The sequence below is a fragment of the Aquibacillus kalidii genome (assembly GCF_014280935.1).
Classification (GTDB): Bacteria; Bacillota; Bacilli; order Bacillales; family Amphibacillaceae; genus Aquibacillus_D; species Aquibacillus_D kalidii.
The window spans coordinates 1-21,580 of the sequence record NZ_JACLZI010000016.1 but is presented as its reverse complement, the minus strand read 5'-3'; the positions used below and the strand labels follow the sequence as shown (position 1 = coordinate 21,580).

Sequence of the window (21,580 nt, the reverse complement as noted above, 5' to 3'; positions counted from 1 at the left end):
ATGCCTTATTAACATATTTCGATGTATTACTCACGATCGGATTTAAAAAATAGAATCTGCCCAAGCTAGTTTATAGCCACATCTAGATGTATATATTACTTCGCATTTCATGACGCCACTAAAAATGCCACTACAGTATGCATGAAAGATCCTATCCTATAAATAAGAATCCCTTGCCATCTTGGCAAGGGATTTATATTAGTATTAGCTTTTATATTTGAAGTGAACTATTATGCGTGTTTTTCAATCAAGTCAACTAAAGCTTCTTTTGGTTGGAAACCTACAACTTGATCAACAACTTCTCCATCTTTAAAAAGAAGAAGAGTTGGGATACTCATTACACCAAATTTACCAGCAGTTTCTTGATTATCATCCACATCTAATTTGACGATTTTAACTTTTTCGCTCATCTCACCATCAATTTCTTCTAGTACTGGCGCGATCATCTTACATGGTCCACACCAAGGTGCCCAAAAGTCTGCTAATACCAATCCTTCACTAGTTTCTGTATTAAAACTTTGATCAGTAGCTTTTACTATTGCCATTTGTAAATCCTCCTCTAATCCAAACCGATTTCTTTTAGAGTATATCACTCAAGACCATACGTTGACCACTACTTTGCTCTAATGTTAGTTTACCCTAAAAATCTGGTTAGATGTACTAAAATAAGAGTTACAAAAAGTATTATTCCTTTTTGTAACTCTTATTATTACGCTTCTACTTTTAACTGCTTCACTTCTTCTATTAACAATGGCAATACCTCGAACAAATCACCCACGATTCCGTAGTCAGCAATGTTAAAAATATTTGCCTCCGGATCCTTGTTAATAGCTACGATAACTTTGGAATTCGACATACCCGCTAAGTGCTGTATTGCACCTGAAATACCACAAGCAATGTACAAGTCTGGAGTGACTACTTTCCCCGTTTGGCCTATTTGGAGAGAATAATCACAATAATCAGCATCACAAGCACCTCTTGAAGCGCCAACTGCTCCACCTAATAATTGTGCAAGTTGATAAAGTGGGGCAAATCCGTCTTTACTTTTTACACCTCTTCCTCCGGCTACCACAACTTTTGCCTCTGATAAATCAATCCCTTCCGTTGATTTTCGGATGACATCTTTGATAATAGTCCTTAAATCTGGTAGTTCAACTTCAAGCTTTATGACAGCGCCTTGTCGAGAAGTATCCTTTTCAAGTGCTTTAAGGTTATTTGGTCTGACGGTGGCTAAAAGCAATCCTTCTGTCACTATTTTCCTCTCAAATGCTTTTCCAGAGTAGATCGGCCTAGTAAAAACTACATTACCTCCAATATGATCTATTTCTACAACGTCAGAGATAAGACCAGCATCAAGTCGACTGGCGAGTTTCGGTGTTAAATCTTTCCCGATAGCCGTATGACCCATGACAACACTTCCAACTTCTTCTGCTCTTACAACCTCTTCGATCGCGGGTACAAAAGCCTCTGAAGTATACGCTTTCATTTTATCATTTTCTATAACCACCACTTTATGGACACCATAATGTACTAGTTCTTGAGCTAATTCTTCGACCTTTTCACTGCCACAAAGTACCCCAATAATTTCTGCATCTTCCTTTATTTTTTTAGCAGCAGCTATCGCCTCAAACGTAACATTCCTTATCGCGCCATCCCGGATTTCCCCAATCACCAATATTTTATCGCTCATCATATGATCCCCTTTCACAGCACTTTAGACTCTTGTTTTAGTAAAGAGACTAGTTGCTTAACTTGGTCGCTCAACTCCCCCTGTAACACTTGACCCGTAGATCGTTTTGGAGGTGAAAACACTTCAATTGTTTTAGATTTTGGTTCAACATCAGCCTCTTCTAATTCAAGGTCATCTAATTCTATTTCCTCGAGTGGTTTTTTCTTAGCTTTCATAATTCCTGGCAAAGAAGGATAGCGCGGTTCGTTTAGACCTTGTTGGCAGGTCACTAATAATGGCAGCATTGTTTCAAGTATTTCAGTATCACCTTCTACATCTCTCTCAATTATTGCCTTTTCTTCCTTAATCTCTAAACTAGTAATAGTTGTCACACAGGTAAAACCTAATTTATCGGCAAGTCTTGGACCGACCTGCCCACTCGCTTCGTCAATCGCAACATTACCAGCTAAAATAAGATCTACCTCTCTTTCCTCAAAGAAAGCTTCTAATATCCTGGCAGTCGTATATTGATCCCCTTCATCAAGATCTTCTTCGGTATTAATTAAAAACGCCTGATCTGCCCCCATTGCTAGCGCTGTTCTAAGTTGCTTTACGGCACTATCTGTCCCGACAGACACAACTGTAACCTCACCACCATGCTCATCCCTTTGTTTGATTGCTTCTTCTATTGCGTATTCATCATAAGGATTAATGATCAAATCTACTCCGTCATCTTCAATTCTTCCATCTGAAATAATAATTTTTTCTTCTGTATCAAATGTACTTTTCATTAAAACAAATATATTCATGTACTCGTTTCACCCTTTCATTGTGAATATCTATATTTAGTTTTGCCCCTTCAAAGCCTGATACAATTCTATATTTCTGTTTCACTGATTACTTCGCTAAACCGTGTACAATTAAACGATGAATACCATCAACCTGAGCAAGTAAATCATACTTTTGGTCTTTCATAACCCAATTTGTTACCGTTTCATCAATGGTTCCAAATATCATTTGCCTAACTAGCTTCTTGTTCAATTCTTCTCGGAATATACCTTGTTCCATACCAATTTCAACAATCTGATCAATAATTTGAAGGTAGCCTTTTAATACTTCATTAATTTTATATCGTAGGTCTTTATTCGACTGCCTTAGTTCTAACTGAGTAACAACAGCAAGGTCATGGTCATCAACCAGCTGATTGAAATGCATGGTAATTAAACGTCGTAGTTTATCCTCAGCATTGGAGAGTTCACTTATCTCTTTTTCTATTTTAACAATGAACTGTCCCATTTTTTCCTGAAACAAAGATACTAATATGTCCTCCTTATTTTTAAAGTATAAATAGATCGTTCCGTCTGCCACGCTAGCTTGCTTGGCTATCTTTGATACTTGGGATGCATGATATCCATTTTCTGCTATGACCGTTACCGCAGCATCAATTATTTGTTTATATTTTGGTTTATTATTATTATTCAAAATAGAGTCCCCTACCTCAACTTAATTTTTATGAATGACTATTCATTCATATTGTACATCGATCAATTAGTAGTGTCAACCTGTAACTATCTGTTTAGAAAGTTTCAGTGATTATACTGATTGATCTTCTCTACTATTTATTTTTTGTCTTTCTTCATCTATTAATTTTCTACGTAGAATTTTACCCACTGCTGTTTTTGGAAGTTCGCTTCTAAATTCATAAATCCTTGGCACTTTATATGAGGCCATCCGTTTTCTACAAAAGGCATCTAATGTCTTTTCATCTATATTAACGCCATCCTTTAAGACAACAAATGCTTTAACCGTCTCACCACGGTACATGTCAGGAATTCCTACTACTACTAATTCTTGAATACCCTCATGCTCATATAATACATCTTCTACTTCTCTAGGGTATATATTATATCCTCCCGCAATGATGACATCCTTCTTTCTGTCAATCACATAAAATCTGCCAGCTTCGTCCATATAACCGATATCACCAGTATAGAGCCATCCATCCCTTAATACCTGTTCGGTTTCCTCTTCTCGATTCCAGTATCCTTTCATTACTTGAGGTCCCTGAACCGCAATTTCTCCCACTTCACCAACATCGGCCTCTTCTAATGTTTCCAAACTCACTATTTTAGCAATTGTATCTGGCCAAGGCAATCCAATTCCACCTTGGATGGCATCAGGGGCAATTAGGTTAGCATGAGTTACAGGTGAAGATTCTGATAGCCCGTAGCCCTCGATCAACCTACCACCCGTTACTTTTTCAAATTGTTCCTGAATTTCTAAAGGTAAGGGAGCTGATCCACTTATGCATGTTTCAATTGAAGTAAGATCATATTGGTTTAATTTAGGATGATTTAACAATCCAATATAAATGGTTGGCGCTCCAGGGAATACATTAGGACGTTGCTTTTCGATGGTTCGTAAAACATCTTCCACCTCAAATTTCGGTAACAAAACTATTTTAGATCCCGTTAATACTGCATAGTTCATCACAGTTGTCATGCCATAAACATGAAAGAAAGGTAAAACGCCTAATACAATATTTTGTTTGTCACTTTTTTTATGAATCCACACCTCACACATTTGGACATTGGCCACCAAGTTATAATGGGTTAACATAACTCCTTTCGGGTAACCAGTTGTCCCACCTGTATATTGTAATAGAGCTAAATCTTCTGTTGGGTTTATTAAAGGATGTACTAGATCTGGGTGATGTTGTTTCATAATAGAAGTCCAAAGGTAGGTAGTATCAGATTCCTTAACAGTAACTACAGAACCTTGTTGCTTTTTTTGAATGTAGGAGTGAATTAGGTTCTTTGGAAATGGTAAATAATCTTTTATTTGTGTAACAATGACATGGCTGATAGATGTTTTCGACTTTACCTTCTCCACTAAAGGATAGAGTAAATCAAGACAAATAATCATAGTTGAACCGGAGTCCTTAAGTTGGTATTCTAATTCTCTCTCTTTATAAAGAGGATTAGTCTGTACTACAATCCCACCTGCCATTAATACAGCGTAATAACTTATTACAGCTTGAGGAGTGTTTGGAAGCATAACAGAAACACGATCACCTTTTTGCAAACCATTAGCCTGCAGGTGTGCTGCTAGTTGATTAGATTGAAAATAAACCTGCTCGTAGGTTAATTCTTTACCCTTGAAGTGAAGCGCTTTCATTCTTGGGGATTTTAATGCCGTTTCTTTTAAAATAGCATGTAAGGATTTTTGCTCATATTCCATATTCCAAGGAATATTTGCTGGATAATGAGCTAACCAAGGCCGTTCCACTTTATCCTTCATCTAAAGACCTCCTTTTGTTTAATACATCTATTATAACGAGTGTATTTACATTTTTAAATATTTTTTACGGAAAAGTATACTATTTTTTTCGAAACACGAAATACAAGCATTCTATCTTCGTTGATAAACAAAATAAAAAATGGCGAATGAATCGCCATTTAATTATTAAACATAAAAATGATTCCCACGATAAGAAATAAAATTGCAACCCCAATTAATACTTTTGCTAGCGTCTTCACCTATTGTTTACCCCTTTATTGTCCAATACTCGCACCAATGACATAAGATAGTCCTATTGATATTACCATTGAAATAAACCCTACTGCACGATTGTCTCTTTCAATCTCCTCATCGATTTTATAGCTAGGTGTTAAAAATTCAAAGATAAAATAACCAATTAACAACATGACAAAACCGAAAGTTCCCCAACTGATACTTTCAATAATTGTATCATTATGTTCAATAGAGTACCTGAAAATATTGGCAATACCAAATATTTTACCGCCAGTGGCCATTGCAACAGAAAAATTTCCTTTTTTAATTTCTTCCCAGTTTTTGTATTTTGTTACAATTTCAAAGATAGCTAGAAACACAATTAGACATAAGACTGCAACACTATATCTTGCAGCAGTCTCCACGAAAATGTTTTCCCAAAAAAGACTCATCTTTTACACCTCATTGTTTTTGGCCGACATGATATCTCTATTTATCATACATGTTAAAGCCTCTGTTGACACCTATTTAAACTCTAGTACGGTTACGCCAGAGCCACCTTCATTCATACTACCGGCACGGAAGTCCTTTATATGACGATGTTTTTTCGCAAACTCTTGTACACCCTTACGTAGTGCTCCAGTTCCTTTTCCATGAATGATGGAAACACTAGGATATCCAGCTAAAATTGCATCATCTACATATTTCTCAAGCCTGTGAAGGGCATCCTCAAATCGTTCTCCACGGAGGTCAAGCTCTGTTTTGACATGATAGGTGGAACCTTTTACCATTGCCATTGGTTTTTCAATTAAAGGTTCTTCTCTCTTTACGAATTGAAGATCTTTTCGTTTCACTTTTACCTTCATTATTCCAACTTGTACTTGATATTCTTTGTTACTTATTTTTTCTATAACTGTACCTTTTTGATCAAGTGTAAGTAATTTGACTTCATCACCTGGCTGAATTTCTTTATTTTCATCATTTCGATTCGTTTTCCCTGGTTTATTTTTAGTCAATTTAGGTTGAGCTTCATCTAACAGCTTTCTAGCTTCGATCCATTCATGTTCTTTCAAGCTTGCTTCATTTTTCATGTTCCGAAGTTCTGTGACAATAAGTTCTGCTTCTTCTCTAGCTTTCTCAACAGCTCTTTCTGCCTTCTCTTCCGCTTTCTTATAAAGTTCTTCTCGCTTTTGTTCAAATTGGTCCCATTGTTGCTCGATTTCTTGCTTTAATTGTTGTGCTTGTTCTAAGATCACTTCTGCTTGCTCATAATCACTTTCTGCACCTCTGCGGGACTCTTCTAACGAGGCAATCATATTTTCGACACTTTTTGAGTCTGTGCCGATATGACTTTTGGCCGTCTCAATAATAAATTCATTTAGTCCAAGCCTTCTCGAAATCTCAAAAGCATTACTTCGACCTGGTACACCAATTAATAGACGATACGTCGGTTTTAATGTTTGTACATCAAATTCTACCGAGGCATTTATTACCCCGTCTCGATTATAGCCATACGCCTTTAATTCCGGGTAATGTGTTGTTGCTATAATACGTGCTCCACGGCTAACAACATCATCTAAAATTGCCATCGCAAGTGCTGCACCTTCCTGTGGGTCGGTACCAGCCCCAAGTTCATCAAATAGGACTAATGTTTCGTGATCAACATTATCTAATATGTTCACAATATTCGTCATATGAGAAGAAAAGGTACTCAAGCTTTGTTCGATAGATTGTTCATCACCTATATCCGCATACACATTCGAAAATACAGCCATTTCACAACCATCAAGCGCTGGAATCTGCAAGCCAGATTGAGCCATTAACGTACACAAGCCTACCATCTTCAACGTTACTGTTTTTCCACCAGTATTTGGTCCAGTTATGACAATAGAAGTAAAGGATTCACCTAGTTCTACATCATTCGGTACAACCTCATCGTCCGTAATTAAAGGATGGCGAGCTTGCTTCATCTTGATGATTCCTTTATCATTCATTTTTGGCATCGATGCGCGCATAGATTGCCCAAGCTTTGCACGGGCAAACATAAAGTCAACCGTACCAAGTGCTTCTACATTCTGATACAAATATGATTGGTCTTCGGCAATTTTCATCGATAACTCTTTTAATATACGTTCAATCTCATTTTTTTCCTGTACTCTAGCCTCTTGTAGCTGGTTATTTAAATCAACAACAGCCTGTGGTTCTATAAATAGAGTTGCACCGGAGGAGGATTGATCATGCACGATTCCTCCTATAGCTCCTCTATACTCTTGTTTAACTGGGAGAACATAGCGATCATTTCGAATAGTTACAATCGCGTCGGACAGCATCTTTGTTTTTGTACGTGTATAAGAATCTAACTTGTCTCTAACTCTGCTTTCATTTGTTCTTATTTTTGTTCTAATAGATCTTAGTTTATCCGAAGCACCATCCATTACATGGCCGTTGTCATCGATACAACTTTTTATTTGCCGTTCCAGTTCATTTAGTGGAACAATTTGTTCTACCAATCCCCTCAGAATTGGTAGTTCAGGCTCATCCATCCCTTCTATAAAGGACTTTATCTGTTTTCCTCCATAGATTGTGCTTGCAATATCTAAGCACTCATTAGCATTTAAAATTCCGCCAATTATGGTTCTCTTGATACTTGGCTTTATATCAAAGATGCCCCCAAGAGGTACATTTCCTTTTAAACGTAGCACATTAGCAGCCTCATCTGTTTCCTCTTGCCATTTAACTACTTCAGCAAGGTTAGTAGATGGCTTAATAGCAATAGTCTTTTCTTTTCCAAGTGAAGACGAAGCTTGACTATTTAATCGTTCTATTATTTTGTTATATTCAAGTACGTGAAAAATTCGTTTATTCATTGCTGTTACTCCTTTTTCCGTTTACTACGAAACAAGTCTATTAGTTGTTCTTTAGTCCAAGTATTAATAACTGTTTCTGGTCGTAACCATCCTTTTCGAGCCACTCCAATACCGACTTCCATAAATTCTAACGTTCTAAAGCTATGTGCATCTGTATTTACGGCAATATTGACTCCATGCTCTTGTGCTAGCCTTACCCACTGCGAGGAGAGATCGAAACGGTTAGGATTAGCATTCAACTCTAGAACTGTCCCTGTTTCTTTAGCCTTTAAAATTAGTTGTTCCACATTTGCAGCATAGCCGTCCCTACGTCCAATTATCCGGCCTGTCGGATGCGCAATCACATTTACATAAGGATTCTCAAGCGCTGTATTTAATCTATTCATAATTTGTTCCTCAGATTGTGTAAAGCTAGAATGGATAGCACCAATCACATAATCCATTTCCTTTAAAAAGTCATTGGAAAAGTCTAGTGAACCATCTGGCAGGATGTCCATCTCAACGCCAGCAAAAATATGAAAATCCGAATACTTTTCATTGAGACGATTAATTTCTTCCCGTTGTTTACGCAACCTATCTTCATCTAGTCCATTGGCAACTCGTAAATACTTAGAATGATCTGTGATAGCGATATATTCATATCCCCTATCCATGGCTTGTTTAACCATTTCCTCAACTGATTGTGCACCATCACTCCAAGAAGTGTGCATATGGAGATCCCCTCGTATATCCTCGTACTTCACGAGTGATAACTCAGATCGAGCTGCCTCTATTTCCCCATCATTTTCTCTTATTTCAGGTGGAATATAATTTAAGCCAAAATACTGAAAGAAATCTTGTTCACTTGTAAACGTCTCTACATGACCTGTTTCACTATTTTCGACACCATATTCACTTATTTTTAATCCTTTTGCTTTTGCAAGCTGCCTCATCGCTACATTGTGATCCTTTGAACCCGTAAAATGATGGAGGGTCGTTGCAAACTCATGTGGAGCAACAATCCTAAAGTCGATACTTACATCATACCCTTCCGCTAGAACAACTGATACTTTTGTATCTCCAGAAGCTATGACTTCTTTTATGTTTTCTAGCTCTAATAGTTGATCTCGGACTTTATCTGGTGATGCAGACGCTATAATAAAATCTAGGTCTTTAACTGTTTCTCTCATACGACGAATACTACCAGCCCTAGAGTATTGTTCAACTGCCGTAAAATCTGCTAAGTATTTTTCTATTTTTTCCACAATAGGAAGCATAAATGCAACGGGAAGACGATCAGGTTTACTTGAAGATTCTTCTAACGCTTTCATAATTTTTTCTGCTGATTTCTTTCCGAATCCTTTTAAGGCTTCCACCTTTCCGTCTTCACATGCTTCTTTCAAGGTTGCAGCATCCACGACACCTAATTCTTGATATAGCTTGGAAAGTTTTTTTCCGCCAAGTCCTGGTAAACGTAGTAATGGAACAAGTCCTTCTGGAACTTCTTCTTGTAATTGACGTAAAGTATCAGACTGTTCATCTCTAATAAATTCCTCGATAACTGCAGAAGTACCTTTACCCACCCCGTTCATTTTGGTGAAATCATCAATTTCAGAAAGAGAGCGATCATCCGTTTCCAAGGCTTGGGCAGCTTTTCTATAAGCAGAAATTTTAAAAGGGTTTTCTCCCTTCAACTCTAAATAAACTGCGATATTCTCTAATAATTTTATGACATCTTTCTTATCAACTGCCATCGTCTTTAACTCCTTCTTTCTAGATTTATAACCGAATATTTTCAAAAAGCGGTCAAAAACCCTTGCCATTATTGCTTGCAAGGGTTTTGTTCTGTCTTTCATTTAAAGGTTCTATGTAGCCATTTCATTAATTAGCCACATGATCAAACCACAATGTTTTAATTTGTTCTGCAACAATTGGAGTATGTTCAATAATATAATTTGCAACAGACGACTGGTCTAATAAATCTTGAACGAATGCTACAGGCACTAGCGCTGCTATGTATAAAAGGATAAAAACGATAAAATAAGTTTCAATAAATCCTAGAATAGCACCTAACAATCCATTGATAGAATTTAAAACTGGTAAGTCAGCTACAAAATCAAGCATAGAGGCAATAATTTGTAACACTATCTTAGCAACAAAAAAAAGAGCTACGAAAGCTATCGCATTGTAAAATGCATTCTCTAACGGAAGTGTGTCAAGAAAGACTGCCCAAGCTGCATCCTCTGGTAACTTTGGATACGGAATCCATAAATCTAATTTAGAGGCAATGGTGTCATAATACATAGAGGCTACAATAAAAGCTACAATAAAACCAATTAAGTGAAATAACTGTAAAATAAAGCCTCGTTTTAATCCAATTAGTACTCCTAATACTAATATCCCCAATAATATAAAATCAATCATGTTTTTCTTGTTCCTCTTTCTGTTTTATTGAACTCAGAAGTTCTGCATAATCATCTCTTAACTTTAAATAATCGTTCATAGTATTAACCGCCGTTAGAACAGCGAGTTTATTCGTATCTAAACTTTTATTTGATTCATGAATTTCTCTCATTTTTTGATCTACAAGACTTGCGACCATTCTTACATGATGTGCCTTCTCTTCTCCTACTATCGTATAAGATCTACCATATATATCAACAGTCGTGCGTGTTTTATCTGATTGGGACACGATCATACCCCCTCGTTTCTATCAAATCCTAAATTTAATATTAACATGAAGACCATAATAAGGGAACTGTTCTGTAGCCATTAATGTCTGATATACTAATTGTGATAACAGAAATGGAGAGATAATATGCCACAAGTTGTTTTAAAGCTACCACAAGGAAAAATTAAGGAGATGGAAGCATACTATAAGCATAGTCTAAAATCTGCACCACCAGGAGCTATCTTTGCAGCGAAAACGAGTAATGCATCCATTACAGCCTACAAATCAGGTAAAGTGTTATTTCAAGGAAAGGCACCTGAAAACGAGGCTAATAAATGGGGGACTACTCCAGTTAATAATCAAGCAGTAGGGAATTCAGTTCATAAAAAAAATAACAATACAAACGGATATGGATTTGCCCCTCCGAATCAATTATTTACAAGTTCACATATTGGCTCTGATGAAGCTGGAACCGGAGACTATTTTGGTCCTATTACAGTTGCAGCTGCTTATGTGACAGCGGATCAAATCCCTATTTTAAAAGAAATAGGTGTAAAAGATTCGAAAAACCTGACGGATGACATGATAAAATCGATCGCTAAAAAAATAGTAGAACTTCAGATCCCTTATTCATTAGTTGTTTTGCGAAATGAAAAATACAATAAGCTACAAGCCAAAGGTTGGACACAAGGCAAGATGAAAACAATGCTTCATCACCATGCTATTACAAACTTACTAGAAAAAATTGCACCTGAGAAACCAGAGGGAATTCTAGTTGATCAATTCTCACAACCGAATGTCTATCAAAACCATTTAAAATCAGAGAAAGCAACGCTGCAAGAAAACGTTTATTTTATGACAAAGGCAGAAAGTTACTCTATTGCAGTAGCAACAGGATCAATTATTGCAAGATCAAGCTTTGTTAAAGAGATGGATAAACTTTCTAATGCAGCAGGGATAACCATTCCTAAAGGGGCTTCCCAAAAGGTAGATCAAGCGGCAGCATCGTTGCTTAAAAAAATCGGAAAAGAAGAACTTTATAAATATGCAAAAATACATTTTGCAAATACACTAAAAGCAGAAGCCTATTTAAAATAGACCTGATAATTTTGTTTAAATTATTATGTTTCCGCCCAAATCAAGTAAGATTTGACCCTTTATTCAGATATACTCTTCTCTTATAACGCGCGGAACAATAAAAAGGTTCCCTAACCAGTCATTTTAAAATGTAAAAGATACAAAAAAACCACTTGGAATTCTTAGCGAAATCCAGGTGGTTAATAATTTATGACGTTACTTTTGAGACTTCCAGGTTAGTGCTATAAATCGTTCCATAAGGATACTCCACTTTCCACGGAAACTGCATCAGCTTCGTTAGAGCCCAGAACTATTACTAAACATAGAGTCTTACCAAACTATTATTCTTTATCTTTCTTTATTTCCAACGCCATTTTCAAATATTCTAAAAACATGTCAGACTGTTGCTTTAGTTTAACCTCGTGTTTAGGTAAAATGGCATGTTCGAGGGCCAAACCATCTATATGAGCCACTATTGATCGCGCTACAATTTCACTATCATATTTTTCACTAAACTCCCCACAAGCTTGACCTGCTTTTATCACATCGGTATAAATTCTTAATCCATTCCGATAACGTTCTTCCCCATACTCTCTTCTTCGTCTATCGTTTCTTCCTGTAATGAAAAATTCAAGTTTACTTGGAGCCAGATCGTCCATTTCTTCCGAAGGTTGTTTACTGTCTCCGAACATACGGAGTAACAGTAAATCCCAATAGGAATTTATATCTCTTTTTAATAAATTATTGTTCTCTTCGACAATGGAATCCAAATCTTCTTTCAATATGGTTTCAAATAAGTCTTCTTTATTAGCAAAATATTGATATAAGCCACCCCTACTTACACTGGCTTTTTCCATAACATGCTTCATCGTCGTGTTTTCAAATCCTTGCTCTGCAAATACGTGTTTAGCAGCGTCAACAATTTTATTTCGACGTTGCTCTATGTGCTCCTTGCTGACTTTCGGAGACATCTTTCCTACTCCTCTCTGTCGTACTTCTAGTCAAAAATCCAATTAATGAAATAACAATTAATAGTGATGCTGTGATAATGAATGTTGGGATTACCCCTATTATGGTAGACAACCATCCCCCAAGTAAAGGGCCAACTATTGTCGCCGTTGTTGTAACACTATTGACTACCCCAAACACTCTTCCTGTCATGTCTACAGGGGTATCAACTTGAACAGCAGCCTGAAACGGAACAAATATCAACCCTGCTGAGAAACCCGCCAATAAACCGGTAATTGTAGACCAAAGCGTTGAAAGAGCAACATCATAGTAGGTTAAAATACCCATTGCACCAAAACTCAATCCAATACCCAGTACACCTATTAGCATATAGGGCAAAGAATTATAATCTGTCTTTTTTATTAAATATGCTCCAGACAAAAATGTACCTATTCCTGCAGCAGTAACTACATATCCAAATAGATCTGGGGAAGCTTGAGATAACTCTCTAATTAATACAATGATCTGAGAATCTGATAGCTGTAAAATTAGCAAGCTAGTTCCTAATAAAAACAGACCAACCAATATAAAGTAGTTAGATTTCACAAAGGAAATCCCTACTAAAAATTCAGCTTTAAAGGAGTAGCGAGACTCCCTATCCTTTTGCTCAGCCGTATTGTGTAAAGTCTTCGGCAGGAAAAATAGTAAGATAGCTGATAATAGAAATGTGGAAGAGTCGATATAAAAGACTACCTGTGCTCCGAATGCTGTTACTAATATTCCACTTAACAGAGGTCCAACGATTTTAGTAGATGAATCAATCATCGATGTAATCGACATTGCCTGTTTCATATCACTTTCGCCAACTAGCTCTTTCAGTTTACCATTTTTAGCCGGAATAAACACAGCAGAGAAAACACCTACAGAGAATAAGGTAATATAAACAATCCAAATGGAATTAGCTACAGCTAATACTAGAATGAGTATTGCTCTGATAATATCAGAAAAAAGCATCAGTTTTCTTCTATCCAATCGATCAGCAACTGTTCCGGCGAGTGGACCAAATAATGCCATTGGTAAAGCAAGACACAAAATTACTAATGAGACTTCCATCGGTGAAGCATTCCACTTCATCCCTACCATCGTAATAACCGCAACCATACTTAACCAATCCCCAACACTTGAAATTGTCTGAGCAGCCATTAACGTCATGTAACCTTTGTTTCCGAGTATAGTTTTCATTCTACGCCTCCAAAAAAGATACCAGTGTCGTTTATTTTATTTCATTATAACGACACTGGTGTCTTTTTACAAGTGTGAATAAAAAATAGCAGACGTTTTTAGTGTCTGCTATTATTTTTTTCGTATAGAATTCTAATAGATTTTGTAATACAGATTTGCTTTGAATAGGCTTTTCGACAACCATTATTATTCATTTGTGTTCCTTCACTTAAAGTGATGTATAGTCGTTTTCATAGTTCTAATTAGTCCACGTTCTTATGTAAAAAGCGTGGGTTCAAAACCCACGCCACTTTATAACTTAACCACGTAAAACTGCTTGGTGTCTCTCTTTTACAGCTTCTAATATTTTTTGGTAAGATTCTTCCACTTCTTCATCTGTAAGTGTTCGTGTAGGGTCTAAATAGAGTAAACTGAAGGCTAGAGATTTCTTACCTGCTTCCAGATGTTCGCCTTGATAGACATCAAACACCATAATTTCTTTAATGAGATCTCCTCCAGCTTGCTGAATAGTAGCCTGCACTTCCCCAGCATTAACTTGCTCGTTAACTACTAGTGCAATGTCTCGTGAAGTGGACGGGAATCTAGCAATTTTCTCAAAACTTGGCTCATTTTCATGGACATGGAAAATGTAATCAAGATCAAGATCAAATACATAAGTATCCTTTAAATCAAAGTCCTTTTGAACAGATGGGTGTAGTTGACCAATAAAGCCAATTAGTTTTTCACCAATAAGCACTTGCGCAGTTCTGCCTGGATGCATGCCATCCACTTTAGCTTGTTTATATATTACACTAAGGTTTAATGTGTCAAATAGTGCTTCCACAATACCTTTTACAACATAGAAATCAACTTGCTTTTTCTCTTGCTGCCATGGATGCACTAACCAGTCTCCAGTAATGGCACCAGATGCTCTTAACTTTTCTTTCGGTTGCTTCGTTACTTGCTCTTCATCCGAAATAAATACCGTACCAACTTCATAATATCCCAAATCAGCTTGTTTTCTAGCAACGTTATAGGCTACTGAAGAAAGCAATTCAGGTAAAATGCTTAATCGTAATGTGCTATGTTCCTCACTCATCGGCATGGAAAGTGATACTGGTGTTACGGCGTCTTGTTTTACTTCTGGACTCACCAAGAGTTCCGCTCTTTCCTTTGTCGTTAGTGAATACGTGATCGTTTCCATTAAACCAACACTTTCGAAAAACTGCTTTATGTCTCTCTTTAATTGTTGTAATTTAGTTAATCCACCTGCTTGAGATGCACCTTGAGGCAAAGTAAACGGCAAATTATCATAGCCATAAATTCTAGCCACCTCCTCAACCATATCTTCAAAAATAGTGATATCTTGACGACGGGTTGGGACACTAATAGTGAAACTTTCTTCTTCTTGAGTAAATGTAAAGTTTAACTTTCTTAAAATATCAACTATCTCATCGTTGGAAATGTCAGTACCTAAACGATCATTAATTCTACTTGTAGTGATCGAAACTTGTTTTTCCGATCGATCTAGTTCGTCAAGCTCAACTACACCAGTAAGAACCTTACCGTTAGCATATTTGCTTAATAAGTGACAAGCTCTTAATCCAGCACGTTTAACCCTGTCAGGATCAACACCCTTTTCAAATCTCGTACTAGATTCACTTCTTAAACCGTGATCTTTCGAAGCTGTTCTAACAGCTGCTGGATTAAAATAAGCAGCTTCTAATAAAACAGTTGTGGTTGTCTCTGACACTTCAGAGTTCGCTCCACCCATTACACCTGCTAATGCAGTTACTTCATGTCCGTTAGTAATAACAAGGTGATCTGACTTCAATGTTCTTTCTTGATCATCAAGTGTAGTCATCGTTTCACCATCTTGTGCTCTACGTACAACAATTTCTTTGGATCCAAATTTGTCATAATCAAATGCATGTAATGGCTGACCATATTCAAGTAATACATAGTTCGTAATATCTACTACATTGTTAATCGGACGAATTCCTGCAGCAATTAAGTAATTTCTCATCCATAAAGGTGATGGTCCTACTTTTATATCTTGCACTACAAAGGCACCATAATAAGGGTTTAAACCTGTTGCTTCTACTTTTACATCAACAAATTGATCTGCTTTATCTGCAACTTGCTCCACATTTTCATCTGGTAAGTTAATCGGTACGTCAAGTATAGCTGCTACCTCATAGGCAACTCCTAACATACTTAGTGCATCCGAACGGTTAGGTGTTAAACCCAATTCTAGTATTGCATCATCTAAATTTAACAATGATAGTGCATCAGAACCAATTTCTACATCGTTAGGAAAAACAAAGATGCCATCTGCTACTTCTTTTGGAACAAACTTTTCTTCAATTCCTAGTTCTTGCAAGGAACAGATCATTCCGTTTGATTCAACGCCTCGTAGCTTCGCCTTTTTTATTTTAAAATTACCTGGTAATACGGCACCTGGTTTGGCAACAGCAACCTTCTGACCTTGAGCTATGTTGGGAGCGCCACAAATAATTTGTAACACTTCTTCTCCTACATCTACCTGACAAAGGTTCAGTTTATCCGCATTAGGATGCTTTTCACATTCTTTTACGTAACCGACAACTACATTGGAACTTTTATCGGCAACATATTCAATTCCCTCAACTTCGATTCCGGTTTTTGTAATTTTCTCCGCTAGTTCTTCTGGAGTTATGTTACCTATATCCACATAATTCTTTAACCAATTCAATGAAACAAACATTGTTCATCCTCCTTTTTACGCCTTATGGTATTGCTTTAAGAACCGGACATCATTTGTATAGAAATGACGGATATCATCGACACCATATTTCAACATTGCGATACGTTCTGGACCCATTCCGAATGCAAAACCACTATATTCTTTTGGATCATAGCCTGCCATTTCTAAAACACGTGGGTGAACCATTCCGCCACCTAGAATTTCAATCCAACCAGTTCCTTTACACACAGAACAACCTTCCCCGTTACACACTTTACAAGAAATATCCATCTCAACAGATGGCTCAGTAAATGGGAAAAAGCTTGGGCGTAAACGGATTTCTCGATCCTCACCGAACATTTGCTTTGCGAAACGGTTTAGTACACCTTTTAAATCACTCATGCGCACATCCTTATCAACATAAAGACCCTCTACTTGTGTAAATTGGTGGGAATGCGTTGCGTCATCAGTGTCACGACGATATACCTTACCAGGGCAAATCATCTTAACTGGCTGACTGCCATTGAATTGACCCATGGTTCTTGCTTGCACTGGAGAAGTATGCGTACGCATTAATAACTCTTCTGTAATGTAAAAAGAATCCTGCATATCACGAGCTGGGTGTCCTTTAGGTAGATTTAATGCTTCAAAATTATAATAGTCTGTCTCCACTTCAGGACCTTCTCTAATCTCAAAACCCATCCCGATAAATAAATCCTCAATTTCTTCAACAATACTCGTTAATAAATGGGGTCCTCCAACCTGAACAGGTCTGCCCGGAAGTGTAACATCAATCGTTTCTTTCTCTAATTTCTTTTCTAGTTCCTCTGCTTCTAATTTCGCTTTCTTACTATCTAATTCATTAGCAATAGCTTCTCTTACCTTATTTGCAAGCTCTCCAATTACTGGACGTTCTTCTGGTGAAAGTTTCCCCATTCCACGGAGAACCTCTGTAATCGGTCCTTTTTTACCTAAATAAGCAACACGAATATCTTGCAAATCAGATAATGTTGAACTCTCAGTTACTTTTGCTAAAGCTTCCGTTTGTAACTCTTGTAACCGTTCCTTCATTCTAACAACCTCCTCATAATCATAAAACTGGAATATCGAATTTTAATGGAAACAAAAAAACCTCCTCCCATAAAAAGGGACGAGGTTTACTAAATCGCGGTACCACCCTTGTTGACAGCTACTATGTACACTGCCCACCTTGAGCTTGATAACGGAACAATTCCGGAACACCTTTACTTTATTGATAAGGTCCTGGTGTCGGCTCCAGAGTGAAGGTTCAACATAACTTCGATTGAAATGCTCGCAGTCCATGGCACTTCATCCCTAAAATCGAAACTGTTATATTTACTAACTCTTTCGTTGCCTGTCGATATTCATTATTTACTTATTATAGAAAAACTAACGATAAGTTGCAACCTTCAAATTTCTATTAATGGAAAATGGTCGCTTACCTAGACCCATTTGCTACATAATAAATTAGAACTCCAGCAGCAACACTTACATTTAATGACTCAGCTTGTCCATAAATAGGGATGTTTACACGTTCGGATGAATACTCGACTAAAGACTCCTCTATTCCAGAACCTTCATTCCCTAAAATAAGTGCAACTTTTTCTGGAATCGCAACCTGATGAAATGGAACTGCCCCTTCTAATGTTGATGCCCAAACTTGATACCCTTCTGTCTTCAAAGTTGGCACAAAGTCTAACAAATTGTTATGGAAAATAGCAATGTGAAAAATAGAGCCTTGTGTTGCTCGAATCACTTTATCATTATATAAATCAACCGTACCTTCACCTAAAACAACACCTTCAAATCCCGCTGCATCTGCTGTCCGGATTATGGTTCCTAGATTCCCTGGGTCCTGAATTGCATCAATCAACAAGATTTTCTTAAAGTCTACCCACGTTGGCTTTTGCATTCCCACAATAGCGGCGATTCCTTGAGGAGTTCTAGTATCTGTAATCGATTTAAAAACGTTATCTGATACATAAGTAATGGTCGCCGATGAATGCAACCAATCAGGTCTATCGGTACCTTCTTCTAAGATAACTTCTTGAACATGCCAATCGCTTTGGAAAGCCTCTTGCACTAAATGATGCCCTTCTATAAAAAATTGTTGACTCGCTTCTCTTTCCTTACGTTTCTTTAGTTTGTTCCAATGCTTAACTTTTGCATTTTGTACAGATGTAATCATTTAATCATCCTCTTAGCTAATTTCCTTACTATCATACATATTTCCAATCGTTGTGGTCAAACTAAATTAGGAAAAGATGACAAATTTCAGGTTTCTTTAATTTACTACTTTTACAATGAGGTGAAAACATGGATCTTAATTTAAGAAAAGCAATTCTAGAAAATGTATCAGACAACAATACGGATCAATTACAGTCTACTATCGTTGATGCCATTCAAAGTGGGGAAGAGAAAATGCTTCCAGGCTTGGGTGTTTTATTCGAAATGATCTGGAAAGAATCTGATCAATCCGTAAAACAAGAGATGCTCGCGAATTTAGAAAAAGGTGTAAGAAACGTACATTAAGAGCTAGCTAAGATTAAAAAGGTTGTTCTTTCCAGAGCAACCTTTTTTTGTTTTTAAAAAAACGTTGCGCATTATTCGACAAATCCTGTAAAATGTATTTATACTATGCATTAAAAAGGGGAAGCTTCTATGGATATTAAATATTTACAGAGTTTAATGCAAGTCCAAGCCATGTCTTTATTCAGCAATAGTTCTTCCATGTCATCTAGTAGTCCACTAGTTGAGCAGGCTTTTCAAACTATTCTAGATAATAAACTTTCTGAACTATCAACTACAAATTCTACAACCATTAGTCCTAATAGATTATCCAGTTATTTCAATAACTATGTACCATCCATTCAATCACCAATTAAATCCACTACTGCTTTACAATCAAGTGGAGAGATTGATTCCATTATCAATGAAGCATCAGTCAAATATGGAGTTGACGCAAATTTAATTAGATCTGTAATAAAAACGGAATCCAATTTTAATGTAACTGCACAAAGTCACGCTGGTGCACAAGGTCTGATGCAATTAATGCCTGGTACTGCTCGAAGTTTAGGTGTAACCGACTCATTTGATGCAAAGCAAAATATATTTGGCGGAACAAGTTATTTAAAGCAAATGCTTAATAAATACGATGGAAATAAGTCACTGGCACTTGCTGCTTATAATGCTGGTCCAGGTAATGTGGACAAATACAATGGAATCCCACCATTCCGTGAAACACAAAATTATGTACAAAAAGTAATGGGTTCTTATCTAGCTTAAAAAAACCAGCTCCCAATTTGGAAGCTGATTTTTTTTAGCTATACGTAATTTCTTTTACTGTATCTGCATCTAGTCCCTTGATTACTTCTACAATTAACTTAACTGTATTCTCAAAATCATCACGGTGTAAAATGGCAGCATGTGTATGGATATAACGTGTCGCAATCGTAATCGACAATGCTGGTACACCATTAGCAGTTAAATGGATGGACCCTGAATCTGTTCCGCCACCAGGCATAGATGTATATTGATAAGGTAGATCATGTTTATCTGCCGTATCAAGTACAAAGTCACGTAAACCTTTGTGAGAGATCATGGACGCATCATAAAGAACAATTTGAGGACCTTCACCAAGTTTACTATCTGCGTCTTTGTCAGAAATTCCTGGCGTATCCCCAGCTATCCCAACATCTACTCCAAATCCAATATCTGGTTCAATCGCGTTAGTAGACGTTTTCGCACCTCTTAATCCAACTTCTTCTTGCACTGTACCAACACCATACACAACGTTTGGATGACTTTCACCTTGTAATTGCTTTAAAACCTCGATCGCAATGGCACACCCTATTCTATTATCCCAAGCTTTTGCTAGTAATAATTTCTCATTCTTTAACTGGGTAAATTCAAAGTAAGGAACAATTGAATCACCAGGACGTACACCAAATTCAGCTGCCTCTTCTTTACTAGAAGCACCAATATCTACAAACATATCTTTAATCTCTACAGGTTTTTTTCGAGCTTCTGGAGGTAAGATATGTGGTGGTTTTGATCCAATTACACCTGTTACGTCGCCCTTACTTGTTAATATAGTCACTCGTTGAGCAAGCATTACTTGACTCCACCAACCGCCAATTGTTTGAAAATATACAAATCCTTTATCATCAATACGTGTAACCATAAAACCTACTTCATCTAAGTGACCAGCCACCATAATCTTAGGTCCGTTTTCATTTCCTACTTTTTTTGCTATTAAGCTACCTAAGTTATCAGTGTATACTTCGTCTGAATAAGGCGTAATATACTTGCTCATGACATCTCTTGCTTCTTTCTCATTTCCTGAGATTGCTCGAGCATCTGTTAATTCTTTAAGCATTGTCAATGTCTCATCTGTCTTTGCCATATGTATGAACCTCCCAATAGTTACTTCAACTAAAATTATATCTCTTTTATAAACTTTTCACAAAAGTTTGAGATAATATAGCCAAAGAACTGTTCGTTTCATTAGTAGCTTTTATTTAGTATTTTTCACAAACTCTTATCACTTTCCAAATGACAGCTTTGAGATAAAATCTGCAGTAACTTATAAGGCATTAAGTGAGCCGCTGGGGATTAATGATTCTAAACGTCGTGAAATTAGAGAAGCGATAAGAATTCGCTATGTTAAAGAGCTTCTTACGTTGCGAAGTTAGAGAAGCGATAAGAATTCGCTATGTTAAAGAGCTTCTTAAGTTGCGAAGTTAGAGAACTCAAAAGAATTCGCTATGTTAGAGGGATTCTAACGTCGCGAAATTAGAGAACCCAAAAGAATTCGCTATGTTAGAGGGCTCCTAACGTCGCGAAATTAGAGAACCCAAAAGAATTCGCTATGTTAGAGGGCTCCTAAC

At 37.0% G+C, this 21,580-nt stretch carries 19 protein-coding genes and 1 other annotated feature; of the genes, 3 read left to right on the top strand and 16 right to left on the bottom strand.

Going from position 1 to position 21,580, the window contains the following annotated elements:
* Positions 1 to 230: 230 nt before the first annotated feature.
* From trxA to zapA, 10 genes are all read right to left on the bottom strand, one after another.
* Positions 231 to 545, bottom strand: coding sequence for a thioredoxin (trxA, locus tag H7K77_RS02920; protein WP_186576221.1), 315 nt, complete (start codon positions 543 to 545; stop codon positions 231 to 233).
* Positions 546 to 709: 164 nt separating this feature from the next.
* On the bottom strand, positions 710 to 1,690 hold the full coding sequence (locus H7K77_RS02915) for an electron transfer flavoprotein subunit alpha/FixB family protein (RefSeq protein WP_186576220.1): 981 nt from the start codon (positions 1,688 to 1,690) through the stop codon (positions 710 to 712).
* Positions 1,691 to 1,704: 14 nt separating this feature from the next.
* Positions 1,705 to 2,478 carry an electron transfer flavoprotein subunit beta/FixA family protein gene (locus H7K77_RS02910; protein ID WP_186576219.1) on the bottom strand — a complete coding sequence of 258 codons (774 nt, stop codon included), beginning with the start codon at positions 2,476 to 2,478 and terminating at the stop codon, positions 1,705 to 1,707.
* Positions 2,479 to 2,566: 88 nt separating this feature from the next.
* On the bottom strand, positions 2,567 to 3,151 hold the full coding sequence (locus H7K77_RS02905) for a TetR/AcrR family transcriptional regulator (protein WP_186576218.1): 585 nt from the start codon (positions 3,149 to 3,151) through the stop codon (positions 2,567 to 2,569).
* 111 nt (positions 3,152 to 3,262) lie between these two features.
* Positions 3,263 to 4,969, bottom strand: coding sequence for an AMP-binding protein (locus H7K77_RS02900; RefSeq protein WP_186576217.1), 1,707 nt, complete (start codon positions 4,967 to 4,969; stop codon positions 3,263 to 3,265).
* A gap of 254 nt (positions 4,970 to 5,223) precedes the next feature.
* Positions 5,224 to 5,634: a DUF350 domain-containing protein gene (locus H7K77_RS02895; RefSeq protein ID WP_186576216.1), complete on the bottom strand. Its 411-nt coding sequence runs from the start codon at positions 5,632 to 5,634 to the stop codon at positions 5,224 to 5,226.
* A gap of 72 nt (positions 5,635 to 5,706) precedes the next feature.
* On the bottom strand, positions 5,707 to 8,049 hold the full coding sequence (locus H7K77_RS02890; protein WP_186576215.1) for an endonuclease MutS2: 2,343 nt from the start codon (positions 8,047 to 8,049) through the stop codon (positions 5,707 to 5,709).
* Between the two features lie 5 nt (positions 8,050 to 8,054).
* Complete coding sequence (polX, locus tag H7K77_RS02885; RefSeq protein ID WP_186576214.1) at positions 8,055 to 9,782, bottom strand: DNA polymerase/3'-5' exonuclease PolX; 1,728 nt, start codon at positions 9,780 to 9,782, stop codon at positions 8,055 to 8,057.
* A gap of 127 nt (positions 9,783 to 9,909) precedes the next feature.
* Positions 9,910 to 10,452 (bottom strand): CvpA family protein, encoded by a 543-nt coding sequence (locus tag H7K77_RS02880; RefSeq protein ID WP_186576213.1) that lies wholly within the window; start codon positions 10,450 to 10,452, stop codon positions 9,910 to 9,912.
* Entirely contained in the window at positions 10,445 to 10,720 is a 276-nt protein-coding gene (zapA, locus tag H7K77_RS02875; RefSeq protein WP_186576212.1) for a cell division protein ZapA, read from the bottom strand. Before zapA ends, H7K77_RS02880 begins: the two co-directional genes overlap by 8 nt.
* A gap of 126 nt (positions 10,721 to 10,846) precedes the next feature.
* On the opposite strand from zapA, the gene rnhC reads away from it, so the two are divergent.
* Positions 10,847 to 11,797 (top strand): ribonuclease HIII, encoded by a 951-nt coding sequence (gene rnhC, locus H7K77_RS02870; protein WP_186576211.1) that lies wholly within the window; start codon positions 10,847 to 10,849, stop codon positions 11,795 to 11,797.
* Between the two features lie 320 nt (positions 11,798 to 12,117).
* On the opposite strand, the gene H7K77_RS02865 is transcribed toward rnhC, so the two are convergent.
* The 5 genes from H7K77_RS02865 to H7K77_RS02845 all read right to left on the bottom strand — a co-directional run bounded on the left by H7K77_RS02865 (position 12,118) and on the right by H7K77_RS02845 (position 18,879).
* Positions 12,118 to 12,747 carry a TetR/AcrR family transcriptional regulator gene (locus tag H7K77_RS02865; RefSeq protein ID WP_186576210.1) on the bottom strand — a complete coding sequence of 210 codons (630 nt, stop codon included), beginning with the start codon at positions 12,745 to 12,747 and terminating at the stop codon, positions 12,118 to 12,120.
* Complete coding sequence (locus H7K77_RS02860; RefSeq protein ID WP_186576209.1) at positions 12,701 to 13,966, bottom strand: MFS transporter; 1,266 nt, start codon at positions 13,964 to 13,966, stop codon at positions 12,701 to 12,703. The genes H7K77_RS02865 and H7K77_RS02860 overlap by 47 nt, the downstream gene beginning before the upstream one ends.
* A 298-nt stretch (positions 13,967 to 14,264) precedes the next feature.
* Positions 14,265 to 16,691 (bottom strand): phenylalanine--tRNA ligase subunit beta, encoded by a 2,427-nt coding sequence (pheT, locus tag H7K77_RS02855; RefSeq protein WP_186576208.1) that lies wholly within the window; start codon positions 16,689 to 16,691, stop codon positions 14,265 to 14,267.
* A 15-nt stretch (positions 16,692 to 16,706) separates the two neighbouring features.
* The gene (pheS, locus tag H7K77_RS02850; protein WP_186576207.1) at positions 16,707 to 17,741 is read right to left on the bottom strand and encodes a phenylalanine--tRNA ligase subunit alpha; all 1,035 of its coding nucleotides are present in this window, start codon (positions 17,739 to 17,741) and stop codon (positions 16,707 to 16,709) included.
* Positions 17,742 to 17,813: 72 nt separating this feature from the next.
* Positions 17,814 to 18,051: a binding site (T-box leader), on the bottom strand.
* A 78-nt stretch (positions 18,052 to 18,129) separates the two neighbouring features.
* Entirely contained in the window at positions 18,130 to 18,879 is a 750-nt protein-coding gene (locus H7K77_RS02845) for a TrmH family RNA methyltransferase (RefSeq protein ID WP_186576206.1), read from the bottom strand.
* 128 nt (positions 18,880 to 19,007) lie between these two features.
* On the opposite strand from H7K77_RS02845, the gene sspI reads away from it, so the two are divergent.
* Together sspI and H7K77_RS02835 are read left to right on the top strand one after the other, a co-directional pair.
* On the top strand, positions 19,008 to 19,223 hold the full coding sequence (gene sspI, locus H7K77_RS02840; RefSeq protein ID WP_186576205.1) for a small acid-soluble spore protein SspI: 216 nt from the start codon (positions 19,008 to 19,010) through the stop codon (positions 19,221 to 19,223).
* Positions 19,224 to 19,352: 129 nt separating this feature from the next.
* Positions 19,353 to 19,976, top strand: a complete 624-nt coding sequence (locus H7K77_RS02835) for a lytic transglycosylase domain-containing protein (protein ID WP_186576204.1) — start codon at positions 19,353 to 19,355, stop codon at positions 19,974 to 19,976.
* 34 nt (positions 19,977 to 20,010) lie between these two features.
* Here the strand turns inward: H7K77_RS02835 and H7K77_RS02830 are convergent, their stop codons facing one another.
* Positions 20,011 to 21,096, bottom strand: a complete 1,086-nt coding sequence (locus H7K77_RS02830; protein WP_186576203.1) for a M42 family metallopeptidase — start codon at positions 21,094 to 21,096, stop codon at positions 20,011 to 20,013.
* Positions 21,097 to 21,580 lie beyond the last annotated feature (484 nt).